Origin of the sequence: Phenylobacterium sp. (assembly GCF_035276905.1) — a bacterium.
Taxonomy (GTDB): domain Bacteria; phylum Pseudomonadota; class Alphaproteobacteria; order Caulobacterales; family Caulobacteraceae; genus Phenylobacterium.
Genome location: NZ_DATELG010000292.1, coordinates 1 through 23,258 on the forward strand (window position 1 = coordinate 1; position 23,258 = coordinate 23,258).

Here is a 23,258-nt window from a genome sequence, read left to right on the forward strand (position 1 = left end):
GCCAGGCCCTGGATCACGTTGGTGCCGTGGCCGGAAACCGAGGCCTTCGCCACCGACTTCACCGGGCGGAAGCCCGTGCCGGTGTAGAATTCGGTGATCACGACGATGGCGGCCGTGACGGCCAGGCCGACGACGCCGCACCAGAAAAGCCTCATGCCGTCGAAGCTGACGCCCGAGGTCGTGGTGACCACGTCCGGAACCATCTGGTTGGTGACCCACCAGATGGCGCCCAGCGACAGCACGCCGGTCACGATCAGGCCCTGGTAGAGCGCGCCCATGATGTTGCGGCTCTTGCCCAGGCGGACGAAGAAGGTGCCGATGATCGAGGTGACGATACATACGCCGCAGATCGCCAGCGGCAGGAGCATCATCGTCCCCACCTCGGCCGTGCCGCGGAAGAAGATCGCCGCCAGCACCATGGTGGCGACAGTGGTCACCGCGTAGGTCTCGAACAGGTCGGCGGCCATGCCGGCGCAGTCGCCGACGTTGTCGCCTACGTTGTCGGCGATGGTCGCGGCGTTGCGCGGATCGTCCTCGGGGATGCCGGCCTCGACCTTGCCCACCATGTCGCCGCCGACGTCGGCGCCCTTGGTGAAGATGCCGCCGCCCAGGCGGGCGAAGATGGAGATCAGGCTGGCGCCGAAGCCCAGGGCCACCAGGCTGTCGACCACCTCGCGGCTGGTCGGCTCGAGCGCCATCGGTCCGGTGAGGACCCAGTAGTAGACGCTGACGCCGAGGAGCGCGAAGCCGGCGACCAGCATGCCGGTGACGGCGCCGGACCGGAAGGCCAGGCTCAGGCCCTTCTCCAGCCCTTCCGAGGCGGCCTGGGCCGTGCGTACGTTGGCCCGCACCGAGATCAGCATCCCGGCGAAGCCGGCAAGGCCGGACAGGACGGCGCCGATCGCGAAGCCCACGGCCGCCCGCGGGCCGATCAGCACGCCGACCGCGATCAGGATGATCACGCCGACGATGGCGATGGTGGTGTATTGCCGCCGCAGGTAGGCCTGCGCCCCCTCCTGAATGGCGGCGGCGATTTCCTGCATGCGCGCGCTGCCGGCCGAAGCCCGCAGCAGCGTGCTGGACTGCACGGCGCCGTACAGCACGGCCAGCAGGCCGGCTACGATCACCAGCAACAGCGTCGAACTCATCAATGCGCCCCTTTGCGTTTGCGCGGGGGTGGGTTCAGCCGCCGTTGTAAAGCGGCCAATTCCAAGATTTCCCGCCCCGGTTTCCCTGTGCCGGAGCGCTGCTTACTTGGCGCACCAGCTTATTGACGGGCTGGAGGGTGCCAAGGATCGCCCGCGCACGCAATGGTTGGCGCGAACCGTGCTCTGCGAGACGTTTTGCTTAAGCCTGCGGCGGGCGGGCGCGGCGGCTGGGGACCTGCGAGGTCACGGTGACCGAGCGGACCACGTTCGGCCCGGCGATCTGCGCCGCCGACTTCATCAGGCTGGTGGTCATCTTGGCGATGTCGATCTTGTCGTACTCGCGCCCGAGGGTGAACGGGGTGGTGGCCCCGGCCCGCACGAGGGCGTCGCGGAAGTAGGGCTCCATGGCCCGCCACCGCGAGGTGTCCGCCCCGCTGGCCAGGTTCAGCCGCACCGAGACGAAGACGTAGTTCACCAGCTGGCCGTCGATGACCACCGGCAGGGCCACGGGCTGAAGGTCGACATACTGGCCGACCTGCTTGGCGCCCGCTTTTTCCTCCGCCGCGACGGCGGGCGAGGCGGCGAGCGACAGAATCGGCAGCGCGGCGAGGAGGCGACGGCGGAGCATGCGGTCACGATGAGCCTCACAGGTTTCCGCCCGGTTGAGAGGGCGCGACCTCCGGCCGAATTGAAGACCCGGCTTCCGCAAAAGCGCGGCCACGCCGGTCGAACGGTGATATCTTGTCTGTATAGGGAGGACGTGGCGCATGCCGATGACGCGCCGCACCGCCGCCTGGAGCCTCGTGGCCTGGGCGGCCGCCGGGGTCTGTCCAGCGCAAAGCTGGGCCGCCATTCCGAACGCTGCGGCTCGCGCGCCGACACCCGGGGTCGCGTCCATGGGCGCGCCGGCCGCACCGCCCGTCGATGGCCAACCCGACGCCAGCCAGCCCGACGCCAGCCAGCCCGACGCCAGCCAACTCGACGGCGGCGACGACGGCTTCGAGCACATGACCGTGCCGGTGACGATCAACGGCCAGGGCCCCTTCCCCTTCATGGTCGACACCGGCGCCAACATCTCCTGCATCGCGCGCCGGGTCGCCGACACCCTCGCCCTGCCGATGGAGCCGCCGCGCAATGTGCACACCGTGGTCGGCGTGCGCTCCCAGCCGCTGGTGCAGATCGGCGAACTGCGCGTCGGTGCGCAGAAGCGCCACGACATGTCCGTGCTCGCGCTCCCTCTCGACGATCCGAAGCTCTGCGGCGTGCTGGCGGTGGACTGGCTGCAGAACCAGCGCCTGACCCTCGACTTCACGCGCAACAGCCTGGAGGTCGCCCCCTCGCGCGACGAGTTCACGCGGCCGGGCCGCGTCGTCGTGCCCGCCCGTCGCCGCCACGGCCAGCTCACCATCGTCGAGGCCGAGCTCGGCGAGCGTCCGATCAACGCCCTGATCGACTCCGGCTCCGAGGCGAGCCTGTGCAATACGGCGCTGCGGCGCATGCTCGACCGCGCCGGCGCGCCCCAGTTCAAGCCGCAGCTCGTGAACATGGTCTCGATCCTGGGCGAAGCTTTCGCGGGCGAGATGATCTACCTGCCGTTCCTGCGGCTGGGCGGCCTGCAGCTCGGCAACGTGCCGGTCGTGCAGTCGGATTCGCACGTCTTCGAGATCTGGGGCGTGGCGGAGGAGGCGGCGGTCCTGTTGGGCATGGACCTGCTTCGGCAGTTCCGCGCCGTCTCGCTGGACTTCGGCCGCTCGCAGGTGCGGTTCGACCTGCTCGACGCCTGAGCCGGCCGCCCGCTCAGATGTGCCGCCAGCCGCCCTGGCCCGCGTCCACCAGCCGCCCGGCGGCGCGGACCTCGACGCCCTCGCCCTCGGTGACCTCGCCGATCACCGCGAAGCCGGCGGGCTTCGGCTGGTCGGGCCGGATGGTGCAGACCACCTCATAGTCGTCGCCGCCGGTGCCGAGCCGGATCAACGCGTCCTGGGGGTCGGCCTGTTGCTCCAGCCAGGTGGCCGCGGCCCCCGACAACGGCAACTGATCGAGGTCGACGATCAGGCCGACGCCGCTGGCCTTGGCGATATGGCCCGCGTCCGCCACCAGGCCGTCGGAGACGTCGGCGGCGGCGGTCGCCCAGGCGCGCAGCGGACCGCGCAGGTCCAGCCTGGGCTGCGGCAGCCGGTAGCGGAAGGCCAGGAAGCCGTCGGAATCGGGGATCGCCCCTTGCGCCGCGGCCAGGCCCAGCGCCCCATCGCCGATGGTGCCGCTGACCATCAGCTTGTCGCCCGGCCGCGCGCCTGCCCGGCGCACCATGCGCCCGTGCGGGACCCAGCCGAGCGCCGTCAGGCTGGCGGTGAAGGGTCCCTCGGTGACCACCGTGTCGCCGCCCATCAGGTGCAGGTCGTAGCTCTCCAGATCGGCCGCCAGGCCCATGGCGAAGCGTTCGCGCTGGCGCAGATCGAAGCTGGCCGGCCAAGCCACCGCCAGGAAACAGGCGAAGGGCTCGGCGGCCTTGGCGGCCAGGTCGGAGAGGTTCACCCGCAGGAGCTTGCGCGCCACCAGGTCCGGCGCCTCGTTGCGCAGGAAGTGGACCCCCTCGACGACCGCGTCCTTGGTCACCACCAGGTCATAGCCCGGCCGCGACGGCACGACGGCCGCGTCGTCGAGCAGGTCGAAGGCTCCCGGCGCGCCGCGAGTCAGCGGCCGGAAGAGACGCTCGATCTCGTCGAACTCGTCAGCGCCGGACATCCTGAGCCACGCCGTCCAGAGCCCCGTTCACGAAGCCGGGCTCCGCGCCCTCGAAGAAGGATTTCGCGAGCTCGACGTATTCGTCGATCACCACCTCGGTCGGCACGTCGGAGCGGTGGGCGAGCTCGTAGGTTCCCGCGCGCAGGATCGCCCGCACCGTGGCGTCGATCCGCTCCAGCCGCCAGTTCTGCGCCAGCCTGCGGGCCACGGCGGTGTCGACCTCGCCCTGGTGGGCGACCACGCCGCGCACCAGATCGGCGAAGAAGGCCTCGTCGGCGCCGGCCAGCGTCATGTCCTCGATGTCGCGGTCGAATCGGTGCTCGCCGAACTCGCGGATCACCGCCTCGGCGCCGGCGCTCGAGACCTCCATCTGGTAGAGCGCCTGGACCGCGGCGAGCCGCGCCACGGACCGCGCCTGACGGCCGGGCGCGCTCACGACCGCCCGCCCTGGAACTGCTGCTTCAGCGCGATCATGGTCAAGGCCGCGCGCGCCGCGCCGCCGCCCTTGTCGCCCTCGCTCACCCGGGCCCGCGCCCAGGCCTGCTCCTCGTCCTCGACCGTCAGCACGCCGTTGCCGATGGCCAGGCCGCTGCGGGTCGTCAGGTCCATGATGCCGCGCGCCGATTCGTTGGAGACGATCTCGAAGTGATAGGTCTCCCCGCGGATCACCGTTCCCAAGGCGACATAACCGTCATAGTGGACCCCGCCGGTCGGACGGTGCGCGCTGGCCTCGGCGATGGCGATGGCGCCCGGGATCTCCAGCGCGCCGGGAACCGTCACCACGTCATAAGCCGCGCCGAGCGATTCCAGCGCGTCGACCGCCCCGCGCAGCAATTCGTCCGCAAGGTCGGAGTAAAACCGGGCCTCGACGATCAGGACGCGGATCTGGGGTTCGCTCATCTTCGGCTCGCCGACCTCTAGGACTAATGTCGCCGACGCTTTAGGCCGTTTCGCGCCAGCGGGCGAGATAGCGCGCGAGCATATCGATCTCGAGATTGACGCGCGCCCCCGCCTTCAGGCCGCCCAGCGTCGTCACCTCCCAGGTGTGGGGGATCAGGTTGACGCCGAACACGTCGTCCTCGACCTCGTTGACGGTCAGCGAGACCCCCTCGACGGTGATCGAGCCCTTGGGCGCGATGAAGCGATGCAGCGGCTGCGGGACCTGGATCCGCACCCGGTGCGAGCCCCCCTCCGCCTCGACCGACTTGACCTCGCCGACCCCGTCGACATGGCCGGAGACGATGTGGCCGCCCAGCTCGTCGCCGACCCGGGCCGCGCGCTCAAGATTGACCCGTCGCCCTTCGGCCCAGTCGCCCAGCGTCGTCTTGTCGAGCGTCTCGCCCGACACCTCGACGGCGAACCAGCCGGCGCCCTTCTCGACGACCGTCAGGCAGCAGCCGGCATGGGCGATCGAAGCGCCGATCTGCACGGTCGCCAGGTCGAAAGCCGTCTCGATCTCGAACCGGCGGTCGCGATTGGTGGCGCGGACGGCGCGGACGCGGCCGACGTCGGTGACGATGCCGGTGAACATTCAGATCCTCTCGTAACGTTCCCAGAGGTCCTCGCCCAGTTCGCGGACCTCGGTGCGGCGAAAATGCGGTGCGTCGGCAAGGCCGGAGACGGCCAGGGCGCCCACCGCGGGGCGTCCCTCCCCGCCAATGACGATCGGGGCGCGAAACCATTCGACGGCGTCAACCAGCCCGCAGCGCAGGAAGCTCGCCGCCACCTGTCCGCCGCCTTCGACGAACAGCCGATGCAGGCCTTCGGCGGCCAGCGCCTGGACCACGACCTTCAGCTCCGGCCGGTCCTCGCCGACGGCGGGCGCGCGCAGGACGCGGACGCCCGCCTCGAGCAGCCGCGCCGCGGGCTTGGTGGTCGCCACGACATAGGTCGGGACCTGTCGGGCGCTGGCGACCAGCCCGCAGCCGTCGGGCAGGCGCTGGCGGCTATCCAGAACCACCCGTGCGGGCTGGGGCCCCGCGTAGCCCGGCAGCCGCACCGTCAGCTCCGGGTCGTCGGCCAGCGCCGTCTCGGCGCCGACCAGCACCGCGTCGTGTTGGGCGCGCAGGCTATGCACCGCCTGGCGCGACCGCTCGCCCGTGATCCACCTGCTCTGGCCGGACGCTGTGGCGATCCGCCCGTCGAGGGACGTCGCGAGCTTGAGCGTAACCGGCACGGCGGAACTCAGTGCTCCGTCGGCTGCTCGGCCTCGCTCAGGCCTTCCTCGCCCAGGAAGCGGGCGAAGTCCTGGGTCTCACGGAAGTCGCGATAGACCGAGGCGTAACGGACATAGGCCACGTCATCGAGCTGCTTGAGCTGTTTCATCACCAGCTCGCCCACCGCCGAGGACGGCAGCTCGGTCTCGCCCATGCTTTCCAGCTGGCGCACGATGGTGGAGATCATGTGCTCCACCCGCTCGGGATCCACCGGCCGCTTGCGCAGGGCGATGGAGATCGAGCGGGCGAGCTTGTCGCGGTCGAACGGCGTGCGACGGCCCGAGCGCTTGAGAATGGTCAGCTCGCGCAGCTGCACGCGTTCGAAGGTCGTGAAGCGGCCGCCGCATTCGGGGCAGAGCCGACGGCGCCGGATCGCCGCGCCGTCTTCCGACGGCCGCGAGTCCTTCACCTGGCTCTCTTCACTGGCGCAGAACGGGCAACGCATGATCTGGCCCTCCCGGCGCCCATCTACCGCTATTACGAGTAGATGGGGAACCGTTTCGTTAGCGCCAGGACCTCCGAACGCACCCTTGCCTCGACCGCCGAATTATCCCCGCCGGCGGCGACCCCGTCGAGCACCTCGCCGATCCACTTGCCGATCTGGCGGAACTCGCCGCCGCCGAAGCCGCGGGTGGTGCCGGCCGGCGAGCCGACGCGCAGGCCGGAAGTCTGCATCGGCGGCAGCGGGTCGAAGGGGATGCCGTTCTTGTTGGTGGTGATGCCGGCGCGCTCGAGCGCGATCTCCGCATCGGCCCCGTTCACGCCTTTCGGCGTCAGGTCGACCAGCATCAGGTGGCTGTCGGTGCCGTTGGAGACGATCTTGAAGCCGGCCGCCTGCAGGCTGTCGGCCAGCGCGCGGGCGTTCTCGATCACCTGGCGGGCGTAGGCCTTGAACTCCGGCCGCAGCGCCTCGCCGAAGGCCGCCGCCTTGGCGGCGATGACGTGCATGAGCGGGCCGCCCTGCAGGCCGGGGAAGACGGCGCTGTCGATCTTCTTGGCGAGCTTCTTGTCGTTGGTCATCACCATGCCGCCGCGCGGACCGCGCAGCGTCTTGTGGGTGGTGGTGGTGACGATGTGCGCGTGCGGGAACGGGTTCGGATAGACGCCGGCCGCGACCAGGCCGGCGTAGTGGGCGATGTCGGCCATCAGCACCGCGTCGACCTTGTCGGCGATCTCGCGGAAGCGGGCGAAATCGATGCGCCGCGAATAGGCCGAGCCGCCGCAGATGATCACCTTCGGCCGTTCGGCCAGCGCGATCTCTTCGGCTTGGTCGTAGTCGATCAGGTGATCCTGGGCGCGCACGCCGTAGTGCACAGGGCGGAACCACTTCCCGGACTGGTTGACGTTCTTGCCGTGGGTCAGGTGGCCGCCGGAGGCCAGGTCCATGCCCATGAAGGTGTCGCCCGGCGTCATGGTGGCCATGAAGACGGCCTGGTTGGCCTGGCTGCCCGAGTGCGGCTGGACGTTGGCGAAGTCGCAGCCGAACAGCTGCTTGGCGCGCTCGATGGCGAGACGTTCCGCCTCATCGACCACCTCGCAGCCGCCGTAATAACGCTTACCCGGGTAACCTTCCGCGTATTTGTTGGTCAGCACCGAGCCCTGCGCCTCGAGCACCGCCTTGGAGACGATGTTCTCGGACGCGATCAGTTCGATCTGGTCCTGTTGCCGCCTCAGCTCTCCTTGCAACGCCTTGGCGAGATCCGGGTCGGTCTCGCCGACGCCGCGGGTGAAAAATTCGTCGGCGGAGGACTGGGCTTGCACGTGCAGGGTCAAGGCGACGCCTTTCCGGGGGCTTGCGGAGGAACAGGAAGGACGGAACGCGCTCTTTAGCTGGTTGCGGCGTTCGTTCCAACGCTCCTGCGATAGGTCGTGCAGCTGTGGCGGAACCAAACGGCGCGCGCCAGCGTTGCGTTCAAGACCCGGGCCGTAGCCGCGCGCACGGCACGGGCGTGTGCAGCGTGCAAAACAAGGGGGACTGAATGAGCGTTGGACCCGACCCCGAAGGCCGCTCCCCGGAGGAGCTCCTGCGCCTCGGGGCCGAGATCGTGGCGGCCTATGTGAGCCGCAACGCCGTCTCAGCCGAAGCCGTTCCGGACATCATCCGCACCGTTCACCAGGCCCTGGAGGGGCTGAGCCGCGGCGCGCCCGCGCCCGTCGAGGAGCGGCCGAAGCCGGCCGTTCCGCTCTCGAAATCGGTGCAGCACGACTACATCGTCTGCCTGGAAGACGGAAAGCGGCTCAAGATGCTCAAGCGCTACCTGCGCTCGCGCTACGACATGAGCCCGGACGAGTACCGTCGTCGCTGGGGGCTGCCGGCCGACTACCCGATGGTCGCCCCGGCCTATGCGGCCCGGCGGTCCGACTTCGCCAAACAGATCGGCCTCGGCCGCGGCGTGAGGAGACGCAAATAGATGGCGAGGGTTCGCGATCCGGAGCTGCGCCCGTTCGACGACAGCGGTTACGAGATTCTGGACGACGAGCTGTTGACCAAGGGCGAATTGGTCATCTGGTCGATCGACCCCCTGCGACCCCGGATCGGCGACCTCTACACGATCGTCAGCGGCGGCTGCGTCCATGAGGTCGAGGTCGCCGTGGTCACCGAGGTGAAGGGCGGCTGGAGCGCGCGCTGCCGGCTGTACGGCCTCTTGTCCTAACGGCTCCGTTTTTATCGACTCTGGGCGCGCAGCGGCGGCAAGGGCTCGCCGCGGCTGACGGCGACGCCGAGTTGCAGGCTTTCGCCGATGCTGTCGGCCTTGGCGCAGAACAGCGCCGCCGCCTCGGGCGGGCAGACCTCGCCCGCCGTCTGACGGAAAAGCTCCAGCCAGCGGACGAAGTGCGCCGGGCCGATGTCCGCCAGCTTGGCGTGGACCAGCATCGGCTGGCCCTTGAAGCGGCCGGTCATCAGGAGCACCGACGACCAGAAGTCGCAGAGCTTGGCGATGTGCTCGTCCCAGTCCTCTACCTCACGGTTGAAGATCGGCCCGAGCTGCGGGTCGCGCCGCACCTTTCCATAAAAGGCGGTCACCAGGCGGCTGACCATCGCCTCGTCGACGCCGGCCGCCACGCCTGGGGCGACGCGGGCGCGACGGATCGCGGAGGAATCTTCCATGCCCTAGAGATCGGCGACGTGATGGAATCCGCAAGCCCCGCCGGCCGGCGAACGGCGCGCGGGGACTGCGACGAAAGGCGCCGTCCCCTGCCTGCGCAAAATCATTAATTCGACGCGCTCGCCTCGACGTTCCTGTCTTTCCGGAGGCCGCGCCATGTCCCTGTCCAGCTACTCCGACGTCTTCTCCATCCGTCACGAGCGGGACTATGACGAGGAGATCGCGGTTGGGGACGTCGTGCGCGCGGGGACCAACTATTTCCCTCATTTCGAAGTGATCGCGGTGCACGGCGACAAGGCCTGGGTGCGCAACGTCCAGAACGGCGCCGACCACCTCGCGCTCCTGGCGCGGTGCCGCAAGATCGACGCCGAGCCGGTGGCGCTGGCGGCGGAATAGGCGTCCGTCCCTTCCGTCGGCGGAGCTGTCGGAAGGCGCAATGCAGCGCTTGTCCACAGCGCGCGGCGAAGAGTGTGGACAGCTGGCTCCGGACGTGGATGTCGCACTGATCAGAGCCCCGGCCTTAAGCTAACTGTAGGGTATGGCAACCGTCCCGGCGCTCGACCTGCGACCTGTCTCCAACGACGTCGCGATCCCCCACGTCCCGGCCAATATCGAAGCCGAACAGGCGCTCCTGGGCGCCATTCTCTACGACAACGCCGCCTTCGAGCGGATCGGCGACTTCCTGCGGGAGGCGCACTTCTTCGAGCCGTTCCACCAACGGCTGTTCCAGGCCATCGAGGTCAACGTCCGCAAGGGCCAGCTGGCCGAGCCGATCCTGCTGGCCGAGCAGTTCTCCCGCGATCCGGCGTTCGAGGAGCTTGGCGGGGTGCGCTATCTCGCCGACCTCGTGGATCGCGCGCCGCCGGCCGCCAATGCGCCCGACTACGCCCGCGCCGTCTATGACCTCGCCCTGCGCCGGGACCTGATCCGCATCGGCGGCGACATCGCCGTCCAGGCGCAGAAGGGCGACGTCGAGCTTTCCGCCCGCGACCAGATCGAGGCCGCCGAGCAGCAGCTGTTCGCGCTGGCCGAGACCGGCGGCGTCTCCCAGGGCTTCGTGCCTTTTTCAACTGCGGTCACTGGCGCGCTCGCCATGGCGGCCGAAGCGCACGGGCGTGACGGCGCGCTGGCTGGCCTTTCGACGGGGCTGATCGACCTCGACCAGAAAATCGGCGGCCTGCACCCCTCCGACCTAGTCATCCTGGCGGCAAGGCCCTCAATGGGAAAGACCTCGCTGGCCTGCAACATCGCGTTCGATGTCGCCCGCAACTACACGTGGGAGCCTCAGCCCGACGGCTCGCGCAAGACCGTGCGCGGCGGGGTGGTCGCTTTCTACTCCCTCGAAATGAGCGCCGAGCAACTGGCCATGCGCCTGCTGGCCGACGCTTCGGGCGTCTCCGGTGACCGGCTGCGCAAGGGCGAGATCGACGCCATGGAATTCGGCCGCATCCGCGACGCCGCCTTTGAGATCCAGGAGGCTCCGCTCTTCATCGACGCCACCGGCGGCATCACCATCGCTAAGCTGACCGCGCGAGCGAGACGGCTGAAGCGGATGGTGGGCCTCGACCTGATCGTCGTCGATTACCTGCAGTTGATCACCACGGGCGGCGGCGGCTCCGACAACCGGGTGCAGGAAGTCTCGATGATCACCCAGTCGCTCAAGGCGCTGGCCAAGGAGCTGGCCGTCCCGGTGATCGCGCTTTCGCAGCTCTCCCGCCAGGTGGAAAATCGCGAAGACAAGAAGCCGCAGCTCTCCGACCTGCGGGAATCCGGCTCGATCGAGCAGGACGCCGACATGGTGATGTTCATCTACCGTGAAAGCTACTACCTGAGCCGGTTGGAGCCGGCGCCTAACACGCCAGAGCACTTCGAGTGGCAAGAGAAGCTGGACAAGGTGAATGGGGTAGCCGAAGTGATCATCGGCAAGCAGCGCCATGGTCCAATCGGCACGGTCCGGCTGTCGTTCAATGAAGATCTCACCAAGTTCGGCAATCTCGCCCGCGACCACCACGCCAGGTTCCAGCACTCGGACGAGTGACGCCCACCGGCGGGACGCGGCCTCTGCGAGGCTGACGATCGACCTCGACGCCCTCGCCGACAACTATCGGGTCCTGGCCGCGGAAGCCTCGGGCGCCGAAGTCGCGCCGGTCTGCAAGGCGGACGGCTATGGGCTGGGCGCGGTCGCGGTCGCTCGGCGGCTCTGGGCCGAAGGCGCGCGCAGCTTCTTCGTCGCCCGGCTGGCGGAGGGCGAGGCCCTGCGCTCCGGCCTGGGTGCTGCGCGCCCGGCGGTCATCCATGTGCTCGACGGTCTGACCACCGGCGCGGGGCCGCGCCTCGCCAAGGCCGACCTCGTCCCGGTGCTCTGCAGCCTGCCTCAGGTCAGCGAGGCGGCCGCCTTCGCCCGCGCGCTGGCTCGCCCACTGCCCGTCGGGCTCAACGTCGACACCGGCATGAACCGCCAGGGTCTCAGCCTCGACGAGGCGCGCGCTCTGGCCCAGTCGATCGACCGCCTGCGCGGTCTCGACGTCCAGCTGGTCATGAGCCACCTCGGCGCCGGGACTGATCCCGCCGATCCGCACAACCCGCTGCAGCTGTCGCGCTTCGCCGTCGCGCGGGCGCTGTTTCCCGAGGCGCGCGCCAGCCTGGCCGCGTCGGCCGGCGCCTTCCTGGGGCCCGACTACCGCTTCGACATGATCCGACCGGGCGTCAGCCTCTATGGCGGCGGGCCGCAGGAGCGTCCCGATCCGCGGCTGAGGGCGGTCGCCCGCCTCGTCGCCCCGATCCTCGACATCCGCACCGTGCGCGCCGGCGAACGGCTCGGCTACGGCGCTAAGGTGGTGATGGAGCGGGCGGCCCGCGTCGCCGTGGTCGGCGCCGGCTACGCCGACGGCGTGATCCGCGCCGCGCGCGGCGGCGGCTACGCCTGGTACGCCGGCGCCCGGCGGCCGATGCTGATCGTCAACATGGATCTCCTGGTCATCGACCTGGGCGACGCCGCCGGCCGGGTCGGCGATGAGGTCGAACTCCTCGGCGAGAACGCCCTGCTCGACGACCTCGCCACGGCCGCCGGCACCGTGGCGCACGAAGTGCTGGTGCGGCTGGGCCGCCGCGGCGAGCGGACGTACGTGGGGGAGATCTGAGAAACGCGCTTCGTCGGCTTCTGAGCGGAAGCCGGCGTTGGACCGCTACGCCGCCGCTTCCCCCAACGGGGGAGGATCTTCAGTACAATGGCCGCGTCCGAATCAGGAGCGTCCCTTGGCCCGCGACGGCGCCGTCTACGTCTGCCAGTCCTGCGGGTCCGCCCAGTCGAAGTGGGCCGGCCAGTGCGCGGGGTGCGGGGCCTGGAACACCCTTGTCGAGGAGGTCTCCAGCCGGCCGCCGGGGGCCATGGCGCCGGCGAAGGGGGCGCGCACCCGCGGCCTCGCCTTCGAGGGGCTGGAGGACGAGGTCCCGCCGCCGGCCCGCATCGCCACCGGCGTCGAGGAGTTCGACCGGGTCTGCGGCGGCGGCGTGGTTCCGGGATCGGCGATCCTTTTGGGCGGCGACCCGGGGGTCGGCAAGTCGACCCTTTTGATGCAGGTGGCCGGGCACGCGGCGCGGCGCGGGGTCGCCTGCGCCTACATATCCGGCGAGGAGGCGGTGGAGCAGGTGCGCGGCCGGGCCCAGCGAATGGGCCTCTCCGATGCGCCGGTGAAGCTGGCTGCGGAGACATCGCTGCGGGAGATCGTCGAGGGACTGAAGCGCGAGAAGTTCGACCTGGTGGTGATCGACTCCATCCAGACGCTGTGGAGCGACGCCCACGAGGCGGGGCCCGGATCGGTGACCCAGGTGCGCGCCGCCGCCGGCGAACTGGTCCGTCTGGCCAAGAAGCGCGGCGTGGCGGTGATCCTGGTCGGCCACGTCACCAAGGAAGGCGCGATCGCGGGGCCGCGCGTCGTCGAGCACATGGTCGACGCGGTCTTCGCCTTCGAGGGCGAGCGCGGCTATCCGTTCCGCATCTTGCGCGGCGCGAAGAACCGTTTCGGGGCCACCGACGAGATCGGCGTCTTCGAAATGGGCGATGCGGGCCTGGCGGAGGTGAAAAACCCCTCGGCGCTTTTCCTCAACACCGCCGGCGAGCGGGCTGCAGGCGCGGCCGTCTTCGCCGGCATCGAAGGCTCGCGCCCGGTGCTGGTCGAGTTCCAGGCCCTGGTCGCCCCCTCCGCGTACGGCACACCCAGGCGCGCCGTGGTCGGCTGGGATTCCGGGCGGCTGGCGATGGTTCTGGCGGTGCTGGAAGCGCGCTGCGGGCTTCATTTCGGCGACCGTGATGTCTATCTCAACGTAGCGGGGGGGCTGCGCATCAGCGAGCCGGCGGCCGACCTCGCGGCGGCCGCGGCGCTGGCGTCCTCCGCGTTGGACGAGGCCCTGCCCCAGGACTGCGTGGTGTTCGGCGAGATCAGCCTGTCCGGCGAGGTTCGGCCAGTTAGCCGCATGGACTCCCGCCTGAAGGAGGCGGCGAAACTCGGTTTCCGCCGCGCCCTGGCGCCCGCAGACCTGGAGAGCGCCTCGGTGCTTCGGGTCACGGGCGCGAGCCGCTTGTCCGACGCCATCCGCCGGATCGGCGAGGCGGACTGGAAGTGAAGTGACTTAAGAAGTGACCAAGTTCGACTACATCGTCCTGGGCCTGCTGCTGATCTCGGCGCTGGTCGGTTTCGCGCGCGGCGCGGCGCGGGAGGTGGTCGCGGTGGCCGCCCTGCTGGGCGGGGCGGCGGCGGCCGTCTTCGGGCTGCACTATGCCGAACCGGTGGCGGATCATCTGCTCCATTCGCACTGGTTCGCCCTCGCCGCGACCCTGCTCGTGCTGTTCCTGGCGGGCTATATCGTCGTGCGGCTGATCGGCGCAGCCCTTGTGCGCCATGTGCACGGAACCAATGTCCTGGGCGCCCTCGACAGGACCGCCGGTCTGCTGATCGGCCTCGTGCGGGGCCTCGTCGTCCTGGGGGCGCTGAAGTTGATGTTCGTCGCCGCTACGCCTGTCGACCTCCAGCCCCGCTGGATCACCCATGCCCGCACCTGGCCGCTGGCCGCGAACATGGGCCGACTGCTGGAGACCCTGGCGCCCAGGGGCCTGCACGTGGCCGAGCGGCTGAAGCCGACGGTCGAGCGCGCGGTCTACCAACCCTCGCGTGACAGAACGACGACGGGAGGGTACGACGCGCGCCAACGCGGCGAGGTGGACGATCTGGTGGAGAAGAGCCGGTGACTCAGGTGTTCGAGAAATACTCCGCCCCCCAGCGTGATCCCGACGACGACACGCCCAGGCTCGAGTGCGGGGTCTTCGGCATCTACGACGTGGAGGAAGCCGCCGGCCTGAGCGCGCTCGGACTTCACGCCCTTCAGCACCGCGGCCAGGAAGCCTGCGGCATCGCCGCCTTCGATGGCCAGAAGTTCACCACCGAGCGGCACATGGGCCAGGTCGGCGACGCCTTCGGCGGCGGCAGCCTCGCCGATCGCCTGCCCGGCCGCTGCGCCATCGGCCACACCCGCTACTCGACCGCCGGCGGCTCGTTCATCCGCAACGTCCAGCCGATGTTCGCCGATCTCGAGAGCGGCGGCGTCGCGCTGGCGCACAACGGCAACCTGACGAACTTCCTGACGCTGCGCGAACAGCTGGTCGCCGGCGGGGCCATCTTCCAATCGACCTCGGATTCCGAGGTGATCCTCCACCTGATCGCCCGTTCGCGGAAAGCCCGCTTGATCGAGCGCTTCATCGACGCCCTGACCCAGATCGAGGGCGGCTACGCCCTGGTGGCGCTGACCAACAAGAAGCTGATCGGCGTGCGCGATCCCCTCGGCATCCGGCCGCTGGTGCTGGGCGAGCTCGACGGCAAGTACGTGCTGGCGTCCGAGACCTGCGCGCTCGACATGATCGGCGCCCGCTTCGTGCGCGACATCGAGCACGGCGAGATGGTGGTCATCGACCATGGCGGCATCGAGAGCATCCGCCCCTTCCCCGCCCGCCAGGCACGCCCCTGCATCTTCGAATACGTCTACTTCGCCCGTCCGGACTCGGTCGTGAACGGCCATTCGGTCTACGAAGTGCGCAAGCGCATGGGCCGAAGGCTCGCTCAGGAAACCCCCGCCGACGTCGACGTGGTCGTCCCGGTGCCGGACTCCGGCGTGCCCGCGGCCCTCGGCTTCGCCCAGGAGGCCAACCTGCCCTTCGAGATGGGCATCATCCGCAACCACTACGTTGGCCGGACCTTCATCCAGCCCACCCAGGGTCAGCGGGAAATGGGCGTGCGGATGAAACTGGCGCCGAACCGGTCGGTGCTCGCCGGCAAGCGGGTGATGCTGATCGACGACTCCATCGTCCGCGGCACCAATTCGGTGCGCGTGGTGCGCATGGTCCGCGAGGCCGGCGCCAAGGAGGTGCACCTGCGCTCGGCCTCGCCGCCGATCCAGTGGCCGGACTACTACGGCATCGACATGCCCGACCGCGAAAAGCTGCTCGCCGCCAATCACACGGTCGACGAGATCGCCAAGATCCTGAACGTCGACTCGATGGGCTATCTGTCGGTCGAGGGCCTCTACTGGGCGATGGAGGCCGGTTCCCGCGACCCGGCCAACCCGCAGTTCACTGACCACTATTTCACCGGCGACTACCCCACGCGCCTGCTCGATCGCGAGATCGCCCAAGGCCGCAACGAGGCGGTCGAACGGCAGCTGTCCTTCCTCGTCGACGCATGAGCGCGGAGGCGGCGGCAGGCAGGCGGGGCCTGGGCGGCCTGCTTTCGCGGATCAAGGTCGACCGCTATCTGCTGCTGATCGTCTTGATGGTGGTCGCCGCCAGCCTCGCGCCGGCGCGCGGTCAGGCGGCCCACGTCTTCGACTGGACCACCAAGTTCGCCATCGGCCTGGTCTTCTTCCTCCACGGCGCGCGGCTCTCGCGCGAGGCGGTGATCGGCGGCCTGACGCACTGGCGGCTGCACCTGCTGGTGATGGCGGCGACCTTCGGGCTGTTTCCGCTGCTGTGCCTGGGCCTTGCGGCCCTTCCCGCCTGGATCACCCCGCCGGCGCTGGCGTCGGGCCTCATCTTCCTGGGCTGCCTGCCCTCGACCATCCAGAGCTCGATCGGCTTCACGGTCATCGCCCGCGGCGACGTGCCCGCGGCGGTCGCCTCCGCGTCTGCCTCCAACCTGATCGGCATGTTCCTGACGCCTCTGCTGGTCAGCCTGCTGCTGCATGCCCAGGGCGGCGTCTCGGCCGGCCAGGTCTGGGCGATCGTGCTGCAACTGCTCTTGCCCTTCGTCGCAGGGCAGGCGCTCAGACGCTGGATCGGCGGTTGGGTGAAGGACCGCGCCAAGTTCCTCGCCTATATCGACCGCGGCTCAATTCTGCTGGTGGTCTACACCGCCTTCTCCGGCGCCGTCGTCGAAGGCGTCTGGTCGCGGGTGGGCGCGGCCGATCTTGTGCGCCTGCTGGTGCTCTGTTCGCTGCTGCTGGCGGTGGTGCTCGCCGCCACGGCCTGGACCGCGCGCACGCTCGGCTTCTCCAAGGCCGACGAGATCGCCATCGTCTTCTGCGGCTCGAAGAAAAGCCTGGCGAGCGGCGCGCCCATGGCGGGCGTCCTGTTCCCGGCCGCCACCGCCGGCGTCGCGCTTCTGCCGCTGATGCTGTTCCACCAGATCCAGCTCATGGCCTGCGCGGTGATCGCCCAGGCCTATGCGCGCCGGCCGGAAGCCGAGGCCGAAACGTTCGCCGCGCGTTGACGCCTTTGGCTTCCCCTTTGGGCGGCTGCGCACTTGGGCACGATGCGATCAGGCGAAATCGCCTGATCGTTGAATCATGCTCTAAAATCAAAAGTTTGAGCGCGTTCTGACCGCAAAACCGGTTCCACTTTTGCGGAACGCGCTCTAGGAAGCGGCCCATGTCTGAGTCCCTCCCCCTGCAAGACAAGATCGCCCTCGTCACCGGCGCCAGCCGCGGCATCGGGCGGGCCGCAGCCCTCGCGCTCGCCAAGGCCGGAGCTCAGCTGGTCGCCGTCGCCCGCACCCAGGGCGGGCTCGAGGAGTTGGACGACGAGATCCGCGAGGCCACCGGCGGTTCGGCGACCCTCGTGCCGCTCGACATCTCCGACGGCGATGCGCTGGACCAGCTCGGCTTCGCCCTGCACCAGCGCTTCGCCCGGCTCGACATCCTGGTCCACGCCGCCGCGATCCTGGGGCCGCTGACGCCCGTTGGTCACATCGAGCCGCAGCACTGGGACCGGGTCGTGGCGACCAACCTCACCGCCACCTACCGGCTGATCCGCACGACCGAGCCGCTGCTGCGCGCCGCGCCGGCCGCACGGGCGATCTTCCTCACCACCAGCCGCGCGCAGCGGCCGAAGGCCTTCTGGGGCCCCTATGGCGCGACCAAGGCCGGGATGGAGAACATTGTTCGCACCTGGGCCGACGAGCTGGAACAGACCAGCATCCGCGCGGTGCTGTTGGAGCCGGGCGCCATGCGCACGCGGATGCGCGCCGAGGCGATGCCGGGCGAGGATCCGCAGACCTTGCCCGATCCATCGGAGATCGGCCCGCTGATCCTGGAGCTGGTGCAGAAGCCTGACCTCGGCCTGCCGACCTCTAACGTGGCGTTCGCCGACTGGAAGTCGGCCGGGAAGCCCGCTTCGGCTTGACGCCCGGCCGGACGAGCTTCTGGGCGCGGCCGCGCGGCGCGCCGGACTTCGGCTTCGCCGCCTTGACCTTGGGCTTCGCGGGCTCAGCCTTGGGCTTGGCCGGCGCCTTGGCGTTGGCGGGCGAGGCGGAGATAGGGGGCCTAGGCTTCGGCGCGCTCGCGCGCGGCGCCGGCTCGCCGTCGTCGGCGTAGGGGTTGCGCGTCGACTTGATCGTCACCCGCAGCGGCACGCCGGGCAGGTCGAAGCTCTCGCGCAGCGAATTGATCAAATAGCGGCGATAGCTGTCCGGCAGCTGCTCCGCGCGGCTGGCGAACAGCACGAAGGTCGGCGGGCGGGCCTTGGTCTGGGCCATGTACTTCGGCTTGATCCGGCGGCCATTGACCGACGGCGGCGGGTGGCGCTGGGTCGCCATCGCCAGCCAGTCGTTGAGATCGCGGGTCTTGACCTTGGTCGACCAGTCGGCGTGCACCTTGAACACCGCCGGCATCAGGCGGTCGAGCCCGCGCCCGGTCTCGGCGGAGAGCGCGACGATCGGCGCGCCGCGCACCTGCGGCAGCTGGCGCTGGGCCTCCTCGATGAACTCGGCGAGCCTGGCCTGCGGATCCTCGACCAGGTCCCATTTGGCGAGCGCGAACACCAGGCCCCGCCCTTCCCGCTCGACCAGGTCGGCAATCTGCAGATCCTGGACCTCGAACGGATGGGTGGCGTCCATCATCAGGATCACCACCTCGGCGAAAGTGATGGCGCGGATGGTGTCCTGGGTGGACAGCTTCTCCAGCTTCTCCTGCACCTTGGCCTTGCGCCGCAGGCCCGCGGTGTCGACCAGACGGACCGCGCGGCCGTCCCATTCCCAGTCCACCGGAATCGCGTCGCGGGTGATGCCGGCCTCGGGCCCGGTCAGCAGCCGGTCCTCGCCGATCAGGCGGTTGACCAGGGTCGATTTGCCGGCGTTCGGCCGGCCGACGATGGCGATGCGCACCGGCTTGTCGCCCTCGTCCTCCTCGTCCTCGACCTCCAGCGCATGGGTGGCGATGGCGGCGTAGAGGTCGGCCATGCCCTCGCCGTGCTCGGCGGAGATCGGGACCGGCTCGCCCAGGCCAAGGCCGAAGGCGTCGAGAATCCCGGCGTCGCCCTGCCGGCCCTCGGCCTTGTTGGCCGCCAGCACCACGGGCTTGTCGTGCTTGCGCAGGATCTCGACGAACACGTTGTCGTGCGCGACCACGCCGTCGCGCGCGTCGATCACGAACAGCACGACATCGGCCTCGGCGATGGCGAGCTCGGTCTGGGCGCGCATCCGCGCCTCGAGGCTCTCGTCGGTGACGTCCTCGAAGCCGGCGGTGTCGATCAGCTCCAGGTCCAGGTCGCCCAGCCGGCCGGACGCGAACCGCCGGTCGCGGGTCACGCCCGGCTGGTCGTCGACGATGGCGAGCTTCTTGCCGGCCAGCCTGTTGAACAGGGTGGATTTTCCGACGTTCGGGCGCCCGACGATCGCGATTTTCAACGGCATGGAGGTACTTTAGCGGTCAGCTCAGCGCAGAGCGATGAGCTGACCGTTGTCGCTGACCATGTAGATCGTGTTTCCGCTGGCGATCGGGCCGATCAGCACCGGGGCGCCGATCCTGATGCGCCGGTCGACCGCGCCGGTCTTGGCGTTCACCGCCGCCAGTTCGCCCGTGGAGCTGGCCAGGATCACCCGGTTGTTCGCCAGGATCGGGCTCGACCACAGAGGCTTTTGGATCGTGCGTCCGCCAAGGCCGAAGAAGCCGCCCCTCCGTTTCGGCTTGAAGCCCTCGTTGAGGTCGCGGATCCAGTAGATCTGGCCGCTGTCGCGCGCCGCGCAGATCAGCTGGCCGTCGCGCGAGACCACATAGACGACGTCGCCGGCCGCCCAGGGAGAGGTCACGCCGACGACCGGCAGGCTCCAGCGCGAGGTTCCCGTGCGCAGGTCGGTGGCGGCGAAGACGCCTGAGTGGCTCACCGCGTAGACGTCGCCCCGGTAGATCACCGGGCGGCCGGGGATGTCGCGGATCTCCGAAAGCGCGCTGGTCTGGCTGGTGCGCGACAGCGCCGCGTTCCACAGATCGCTGCCGTTCTGCTCGCGCAGCGCCACGAGCTCGCCCGAGCCGAAGGCGGCCACGACCGTGTCGCCGCTGACCGCGGGGCTGGAAGCCGCCAGGATGCGGGCGGGCTCGGACAGCGCCTGGTAATTCCAGCTCGGCGCGCCGGTAGCGGCGTCGAAGGTGAGCAGGGTGTTGTCGAGCGCGACCACCATCACCTTGCCGCCGGTGACGGTCGGCGCGGCGTGGATCGGCTGGTCGGTCTTGGTGCGCCAGCCGATCGCGCCGGTCGCGGCGTCGAGCTGGACGACCTGCCGGAACCCGGAGGAGACGTAGATCTTGCCGTCGGCGTAGGCGAGGCCGCCGCCCCACGCCTCGCGGTCGCGCTTGCCGCCGGTGCGGATGTCGGTGCGCCAGATCTGCGCGCCGGTCTGGGCGTCGTGCGCCGAGACGCCGGCTTCGGCGTCCATGGTGTAGACCCGGCCGCCGACGGCGATCGGCGGAGCGGTGACGAAGAAGCCCTTGCCCGAGCCCCGGCCGATTCCCTTGCGCCAGGCCACCGTCAGGTTCGGCGCGGCGTCGACGTTCTCCACCGACTGTTCCGGCGTGCCGCCGGGCAGCGGCCAGTCGGTGACGGCGACCGGCGTCGGCAGGGCGAAGTCCACGCCCTTCAGCGCCTCCGACACCTCGAGCTTCTGGTCCGCGGGGACGATCGAGATCCGCTCGCCCTCGCTGGCGGTCTCCTTCAGCGCGCCCTTGCCGTGAAAGGGATTGAGATGGCCCAGCGTCGAGCAGCCGCTCGCGCCCAGGGCGGCGACCATGAGGACGGTGAGAAGGCGGGTGCGGCGCAGCGTCATTGAGGACCGGGGGCTTGCTGTGGCGCCGGCAGGGCCGGGACAGCGGGTGTGGGCGGAAGGGCGGCGGCGGCGTGGACGGTCGAGGCGAGCGCCTTGGCCGAGCCGGAATCGATCAGGCCCATGGCGGCCTTGGCCCGGACGCGCGCACCCTGCGGGGCGTCGAGCATGCCGGAGATGATCACGAAGTCGCCCCGCGCCCCGGCGACGTCGCCGGCCATCAGCTTGGTGAAGGCGAGCGCCTCGCGGGCCTGGATGCGATAGGGGCGGCCGTCCTGCATCAGCGGGGTCAACCGCGCCTCCACGTCCTTTGCCGGCGCGGTGTCGAGCAAGGCGAAGGCGGATTTGAGGCGCGCGGCGTCGCCGATCGTCTCGTCCGGCGCGGCCGCGGCCGACTGGTCGAAGAACTGCACCGCGGGACCAGTCTGGTTCTTGGCCAGTTGCAGGCCGCCCAATTGCATCAGCGCCAGCGACTTGTAGCCCTTCGCCGAGGATTTGCTGACGTCGGTGAACAGCTTGGCCGCCTGGTCGGTCTGTCCCTGCTGCAGGGCGTCGAGGGCGGCGGCGTATTGCTCGGAGGCCTTCGCCGCCGCCTGCTCGCGATAATGCGACCAGCCCCACCAGGCCAGGGTCGCTATCAGCGCGGCCGCCGCAAGGCCCAGCAGCCATGGCAGGGCCTTCAGCGCAAACGTCCGGTAGCGGTCGGAGCGCAGCTGCTCCTCGACCTCTTCAAACAGATCGGCCAAACGGGGACTCCGGACTCATATGCACGGCGAGGTGTGCAGAGGCCGGGAACCTATAGCGCGACGCCCCCCGCCGCAACGCCCCCTGCCGCAACGCTCGCCCCAGGCACAAGAAACGGCGGCCCGCATCGCTGCGCGAACCGCCGTCCCTTCATCAGGCGAGCGCAGGGCTCGTCTGGCGAGCTCATAAAGTGAGCCTAGCGCCGGTTGTCCCAGCCGCGGCGAGCAGCTTCGGAGTGGCCGCGCGAATCGCCGAACCACCCCCCTTGGCCGCGGTCCTCGTCGCGGTCGCGACCGCGGTAGGAACGGCGATCATCGTCCTCGTCGCGTGAGCGCGAGCGATAGCGTCGATCGTCATCCTCGTCGCGCGAGCGGAAGCGACCTTCCTCGTCGCGGGCGCGGTAGCGGCCCCGGTCGTCGTCGCGCTCCCGATCGTAGTCGCGATCGCGCGAGGAGAAGGAACGGCGCTCGTCCCAGCCGCGGCGGGACGCTTCAGAGTGGCCTTCCGGATCCCCGTACCAGCCGCTCGGGCCATGGTCGGGATTGTCCCAGCCGCGCCGGGACGCCTCGGCGTGGCCGCGGCTGTCGCCGTACCAGCCGCTCGGGCCGTGGTCGGGGTTGTCCCAGCCGCGCCGGGACGCTTCGGAATGGCCGCGGCTATCGCCGTACCAGCCGCTCGGCCCATGGTCGGGGTTGTCCCAACCACGGCGCGCCGCCTCGGCGTGACCCTCGGGGTCGCCGAACCAGCCGCCCCGCCGGCCGCCGTCGCGTTCGCGGTATGTACGGTCGTCATCGTCGTCGGCGTAACGCCGACGGCCTTCGTACCGCTCGGCTCCGTAGCGCCGGCGATCGTCGCGATCGTCATCGCTCATGAAACGACCGCGTTCGTCGCGCTCGGGTCCGTAGTTTCTAGGCATTCCATACTCCTCCGCTGGTCTTGCGACGCCCGCCAGCAGTTGCAGCGATGACGGGCGCGTCGGCCGCAGGGCGCTCCCTGCCCGGCCCTGCACCTGCTGCTTGCGCTGCTGGATGCGGTGGCCGAGCTCGGGGGTGTCGATCCCGGCGGCCTGAGCCTTGGCGAAGATGCCCGTGCGCGGTTTCTCCTCCTCCGCCACGTGGTGGCGGATCTGTTCGGCCAGCACCTTGAACTTGGCCTGGCGGAACGGGTCGTTCCGACGCCCCTCGAGCAGTTCGAGGATCAACAGCTTGGCGCTGTCATGCTCGACCTGCGCCTCGTCCAGCGGCTCCTCGTCGGACGCGGCCTCGCGGCATGCGGGATAGAAGATCTCCTCCTCCACCAGGGTATGGAGGATCAGGTCCTGACAGGCCTGGCGGATGATCTCGTTCTGGCGCTGATCGTCCGCGCCCTCGAACTCGGCGAACAGCTTCTCCACCTTCTGGTGGTCGGCCTTGAGCAAGGCGCTCGCGCGCTGGGAAGACGCGTTGGTGTCGCCCTGCGCGGCGTTCTCGGCGTCCCGGCCTTGACCGGACTGCGCCGAGCCGGCGGCCGCCTTGTCGCCGGACTGGCCGGCTGCATTCGCGCCGGTCCCAGAGGCGGAGGTCTGGCCAGGATTCTGCGGCTTTTCGGAGCCGCTGCTGATCGTTGGATCGTCGTCCTTCGGCATGGTCCCTCCAAGTTCGCCGCCGCCCTGGCGGCGTGGCGGGAGAACTCGGAGAGCGCCGACTTGTTTCAGCTCTACTTTAATTCTGGCGAGATATGTTC

The 23,258-nt window shown here is 69.8% G+C and carries 24 protein-coding genes and 1 pseudogene; 11 read left to right on the plus strand and 14 right to left on the minus strand.

Annotated elements, in window-relative coordinates:
* Positions 1-1,148: sodium/proton-translocating pyrophosphatase (locus VJS38_RS13655; protein WP_324088698.1), on the minus strand; the 1,148-nt coding region annotated here is incomplete at its 3' end.
* A gap of 199 nt (positions 1,149-1,347) precedes the next feature.
* Entirely contained in the window at positions 1,348-1,776 is a 429-nt protein-coding gene (locus VJS38_RS13660) for a hypothetical protein (RefSeq protein ID WP_324088699.1), read from the minus strand.
* A gap of 139 nt (positions 1,777-1,915) precedes the next feature.
* Here VJS38_RS13660 and VJS38_RS13665 point away from each other — a divergent pair, with 139 nt between their 5' ends.
* A complete protein-coding gene (locus VJS38_RS13665) occupies positions 1,916-2,932 on the plus strand; it encodes an aspartyl protease family protein (protein ID WP_324088700.1) in 1,017 nt (338 codons plus the stop codon).
* A gap of 13 nt (positions 2,933-2,945) precedes the next feature.
* Here VJS38_RS13665 and thiL read toward each other — a convergent pair whose 3' ends face one another.
* The 7 genes from thiL to glyA are packed head-to-tail and all read right to left on the minus strand — an operon-like array spanning position 2,946 to position 7,876.
* Positions 2,946-3,893 (minus strand): thiamine-phosphate kinase, encoded by a 948-nt coding sequence (gene thiL, locus VJS38_RS13670; protein WP_324088701.1) that lies wholly within the window; start codon positions 3,891-3,893, stop codon positions 2,946-2,948.
* Complete coding sequence (gene nusB, locus VJS38_RS13675; protein ID WP_324088702.1) at positions 3,880-4,329, minus strand: transcription antitermination factor NusB; 450 nt, start codon at positions 4,327-4,329, stop codon at positions 3,880-3,882. Before nusB ends, thiL begins: the two co-directional genes overlap by 14 nt.
* The gene (gene ribH, locus VJS38_RS13680) at positions 4,326-4,793 is read right to left on the minus strand and encodes a 6,7-dimethyl-8-ribityllumazine synthase (protein WP_324088703.1); all 468 of its coding nucleotides are present in this window, start codon (positions 4,791-4,793) and stop codon (positions 4,326-4,328) included. Before ribH ends, nusB begins: the two co-directional genes overlap by 4 nt.
* 40 nt (positions 4,794-4,833) lie before the next feature.
* Positions 4,834-5,424, minus strand: coding sequence for a riboflavin synthase (locus tag VJS38_RS13685; protein ID WP_324088704.1), 591 nt, complete (start codon positions 5,422-5,424; stop codon positions 4,834-4,836).
* Positions 5,425-6,069: a RibD family protein gene (locus VJS38_RS13690; protein ID WP_324088705.1), complete on the minus strand. Its 645-nt coding sequence runs from the start codon at positions 6,067-6,069 to the stop codon at positions 5,425-5,427. It lies immediately after the preceding gene.
* A gap of 8 nt (positions 6,070-6,077) precedes the next feature.
* Positions 6,078-6,554, minus strand: coding sequence for a transcriptional regulator NrdR (gene nrdR / locus VJS38_RS13695; protein WP_324088706.1), 477 nt, complete (start codon positions 6,552-6,554; stop codon positions 6,078-6,080).
* Between the two features lie 32 nt (positions 6,555-6,586).
* On the minus strand, positions 6,587-7,876 hold the full coding sequence (glyA, locus tag VJS38_RS13700) for a serine hydroxymethyltransferase (RefSeq protein ID WP_324088743.1): 1,290 nt from the start codon (positions 7,874-7,876) through the stop codon (positions 6,587-6,589).
* A 212-nt stretch (positions 7,877-8,088) separates the two neighbouring features.
* Here glyA and VJS38_RS13705 point away from each other — a divergent pair, with 212 nt between their 5' ends.
* Together VJS38_RS13705 and VJS38_RS13710 are read left to right on the plus strand one after the other, a co-directional pair.
* Positions 8,089-8,520: a MucR family transcriptional regulator gene (locus tag VJS38_RS13705; protein WP_324088707.1), complete on the plus strand. Its 432-nt coding sequence runs from the start codon at positions 8,089-8,091 to the stop codon at positions 8,518-8,520.
* Complete coding sequence (locus VJS38_RS13710) at positions 8,521-8,763, plus strand: hypothetical protein (protein WP_324088708.1); 243 nt, start codon at positions 8,521-8,523, stop codon at positions 8,761-8,763.
* Between the two features lie 11 nt (positions 8,764-8,774).
* On the opposite strand, the gene VJS38_RS13715 is transcribed toward VJS38_RS13710, so the two are convergent.
* On the minus strand, positions 8,775-9,218 hold the full coding sequence (locus VJS38_RS13715) for a group III truncated hemoglobin (protein ID WP_324088709.1): 444 nt from the start codon (positions 9,216-9,218) through the stop codon (positions 8,775-8,777).
* A 154-nt stretch (positions 9,219-9,372) separates the two neighbouring features.
* Here VJS38_RS13715 and VJS38_RS13720 point away from each other — a divergent pair, with 154 nt between their 5' ends.
* The 8 genes from VJS38_RS13720 (at position 9,373) to VJS38_RS13755 (ending at position 17,881) form a co-directional block, all read left to right on the plus strand.
* A complete protein-coding gene (locus VJS38_RS13720) occupies positions 9,373-9,612 on the plus strand; it encodes a hypothetical protein (RefSeq protein WP_324088710.1) in 240 nt (79 codons plus the stop codon).
* Positions 9,613-9,754: 142 nt separating this feature from the next.
* Positions 9,755-11,254 (plus strand): replicative DNA helicase, encoded by a 1,500-nt coding sequence (locus VJS38_RS13725; RefSeq protein ID WP_324088711.1) that lies wholly within the window; start codon positions 9,755-9,757, stop codon positions 11,252-11,254.
* Positions 11,184-12,356, plus strand: a complete 1,173-nt coding sequence (gene alr / locus VJS38_RS13730) for an alanine racemase (protein WP_324088712.1) — start codon at positions 11,184-11,186, stop codon at positions 12,354-12,356. Before VJS38_RS13725 ends, alr begins: the two co-directional genes overlap by 71 nt.
* A gap of 115 nt (positions 12,357-12,471) precedes the next feature.
* A complete protein-coding gene (gene radA / locus VJS38_RS13735) occupies positions 12,472-13,839 on the plus strand; it encodes a DNA repair protein RadA (protein ID WP_324088713.1) in 1,368 nt (455 codons plus the stop codon).
* Between the two features lie 13 nt (positions 13,840-13,852).
* Positions 13,853-14,461 (plus strand): CvpA family protein, encoded by a 609-nt coding sequence (locus VJS38_RS13740; RefSeq protein ID WP_324088714.1) that lies wholly within the window; start codon positions 13,853-13,855, stop codon positions 14,459-14,461.
* Positions 14,458-15,948 (plus strand): amidophosphoribosyltransferase, encoded by a 1,491-nt coding sequence (gene purF, locus VJS38_RS13745; RefSeq protein ID WP_324088715.1) that lies wholly within the window; start codon positions 14,458-14,460, stop codon positions 15,946-15,948. Before VJS38_RS13740 ends, purF begins: the two co-directional genes overlap by 4 nt.
* The gene (locus tag VJS38_RS13750; RefSeq protein ID WP_324088716.1) at positions 15,945-16,970 is read left to right on the plus strand and encodes a bile acid:sodium symporter family protein; all 1,026 of its coding nucleotides are present in this window, start codon (positions 15,945-15,947) and stop codon (positions 16,968-16,970) included. Before purF ends, VJS38_RS13750 begins: the two co-directional genes overlap by 4 nt.
* Positions 16,971-17,128: 158 nt before the next feature.
* Entirely contained in the window at positions 17,129-17,881 is a 753-nt protein-coding gene (locus VJS38_RS13755) for an SDR family NAD(P)-dependent oxidoreductase (protein ID WP_324088717.1), read from the plus strand.
* 173 nt (positions 17,882-18,054) lie between these two features.
* On the opposite strand, the pseudogene der reads toward VJS38_RS13755, so the two are convergent.
* The 4 genes and pseudogenes from der to VJS38_RS13775 all read right to left on the minus strand — a co-directional run.
* Positions 18,055-19,388: pseudogene (gene der, locus VJS38_RS13760) on the minus strand (ribosome biogenesis GTPase Der); the annotation flags it as partial.
* Between the two features lie 21 nt (positions 19,389-19,409).
* A complete protein-coding gene (locus tag VJS38_RS13765) occupies positions 19,410-20,795 on the minus strand; it encodes a PQQ-like beta-propeller repeat protein (RefSeq protein WP_324088719.1) in 1,386 nt (461 codons plus the stop codon).
* The gene (locus tag VJS38_RS13770; RefSeq protein ID WP_324088720.1) at positions 20,792-21,538 is read right to left on the minus strand and encodes a tetratricopeptide repeat protein; all 747 of its coding nucleotides are present in this window, start codon (positions 21,536-21,538) and stop codon (positions 20,792-20,794) included. The genes VJS38_RS13765 and VJS38_RS13770 overlap by 4 nt, the downstream gene beginning before the upstream one ends.
* A 194-nt stretch (positions 21,539-21,732) precedes the next feature.
* Positions 21,733-23,160: a hemerythrin domain-containing protein gene (locus tag VJS38_RS13775; protein WP_324088721.1), complete on the minus strand. Its 1,428-nt coding sequence runs from the start codon at positions 23,158-23,160 to the stop codon at positions 21,733-21,735.
* Between the last annotated feature and the right edge of the window lie 98 nt (positions 23,161-23,258).

Coding starts and splice junctions, on each gene's coding strand:
- VJS38_RS13660 (WP_324088699.1), bottom strand. CDS start 1,776: ATGCTCCGCCGTCGCCTCCTCGCCGCGCTGCCGATTCTGTCGCTCGCC.
- VJS38_RS13665 (WP_324088700.1), top strand. CDS start 1,916: ATGCCGATGACGCGCCGCACCGCCGCCTGGAGCCTCGTGGCCTGGGCG.
- thiL (WP_324088701.1), bottom strand. CDS start 3,893: ATGTCCGGCGCTGACGAGTTCGACGAGATCGAGCGTCTCTTCCGGCCG.
- ribH (WP_324088703.1), bottom strand. CDS start 4,793: ATGAGCGAACCCCAGATCCGCGTCCTGATCGTCGAGGCCCGGTTTTAC.
- VJS38_RS13685 (WP_324088704.1), bottom strand. CDS start 5,424: ATGTTCACCGGCATCGTCACCGACGTCGGCCGCGTCCGCGCCGTCCGC.
- nrdR (WP_324088706.1), bottom strand. CDS start 6,554: ATGCGTTGCCCGTTCTGCGCCAGTGAAGAGAGCCAGGTGAAGGACTCG.
- VJS38_RS13705 (WP_324088707.1), top strand. CDS start 8,089: ATGAGCGTTGGACCCGACCCCGAAGGCCGCTCCCCGGAGGAGCTCCTG.
- VJS38_RS13710 (WP_324088708.1), top strand. CDS start 8,521: ATGGCGAGGGTTCGCGATCCGGAGCTGCGCCCGTTCGACGACAGCGGT.
- VJS38_RS13715 (WP_324088709.1), bottom strand. CDS start 9,218: ATGGAAGATTCCTCCGCGATCCGTCGCGCCCGCGTCGCCCCAGGCGTG.
- VJS38_RS13720 (WP_324088710.1), top strand. CDS start 9,373: ATGTCCCTGTCCAGCTACTCCGACGTCTTCTCCATCCGTCACGAGCGG.
- VJS38_RS13725 (WP_324088711.1), top strand. CDS start 9,755: ATGGCAACCGTCCCGGCGCTCGACCTGCGACCTGTCTCCAACGACGTC.
- alr (WP_324088712.1), top strand. CDS start 11,184: ATGAAGATCTCACCAAGTTCGGCAATCTCGCCCGCGACCACCACGCCA.
- VJS38_RS13750 (WP_324088716.1), top strand. CDS start 15,945: ATGAGCGCGGAGGCGGCGGCAGGCAGGCGGGGCCTGGGCGGCCTGCTT.
- VJS38_RS13755 (WP_324088717.1), top strand. CDS start 17,129: ATGTCTGAGTCCCTCCCCCTGCAAGACAAGATCGCCCTCGTCACCGGC.
- VJS38_RS13765 (WP_324088719.1), bottom strand. CDS start 20,795: ATGACGCTGCGCCGCACCCGCCTTCTCACCGTCCTCATGGTCGCCGCC.
- VJS38_RS13775 (WP_324088721.1), bottom strand. CDS start 23,160: ATGCCGAAGGACGACGATCCAACGATCAGCAGCGGCTCCGAAAAGCCG.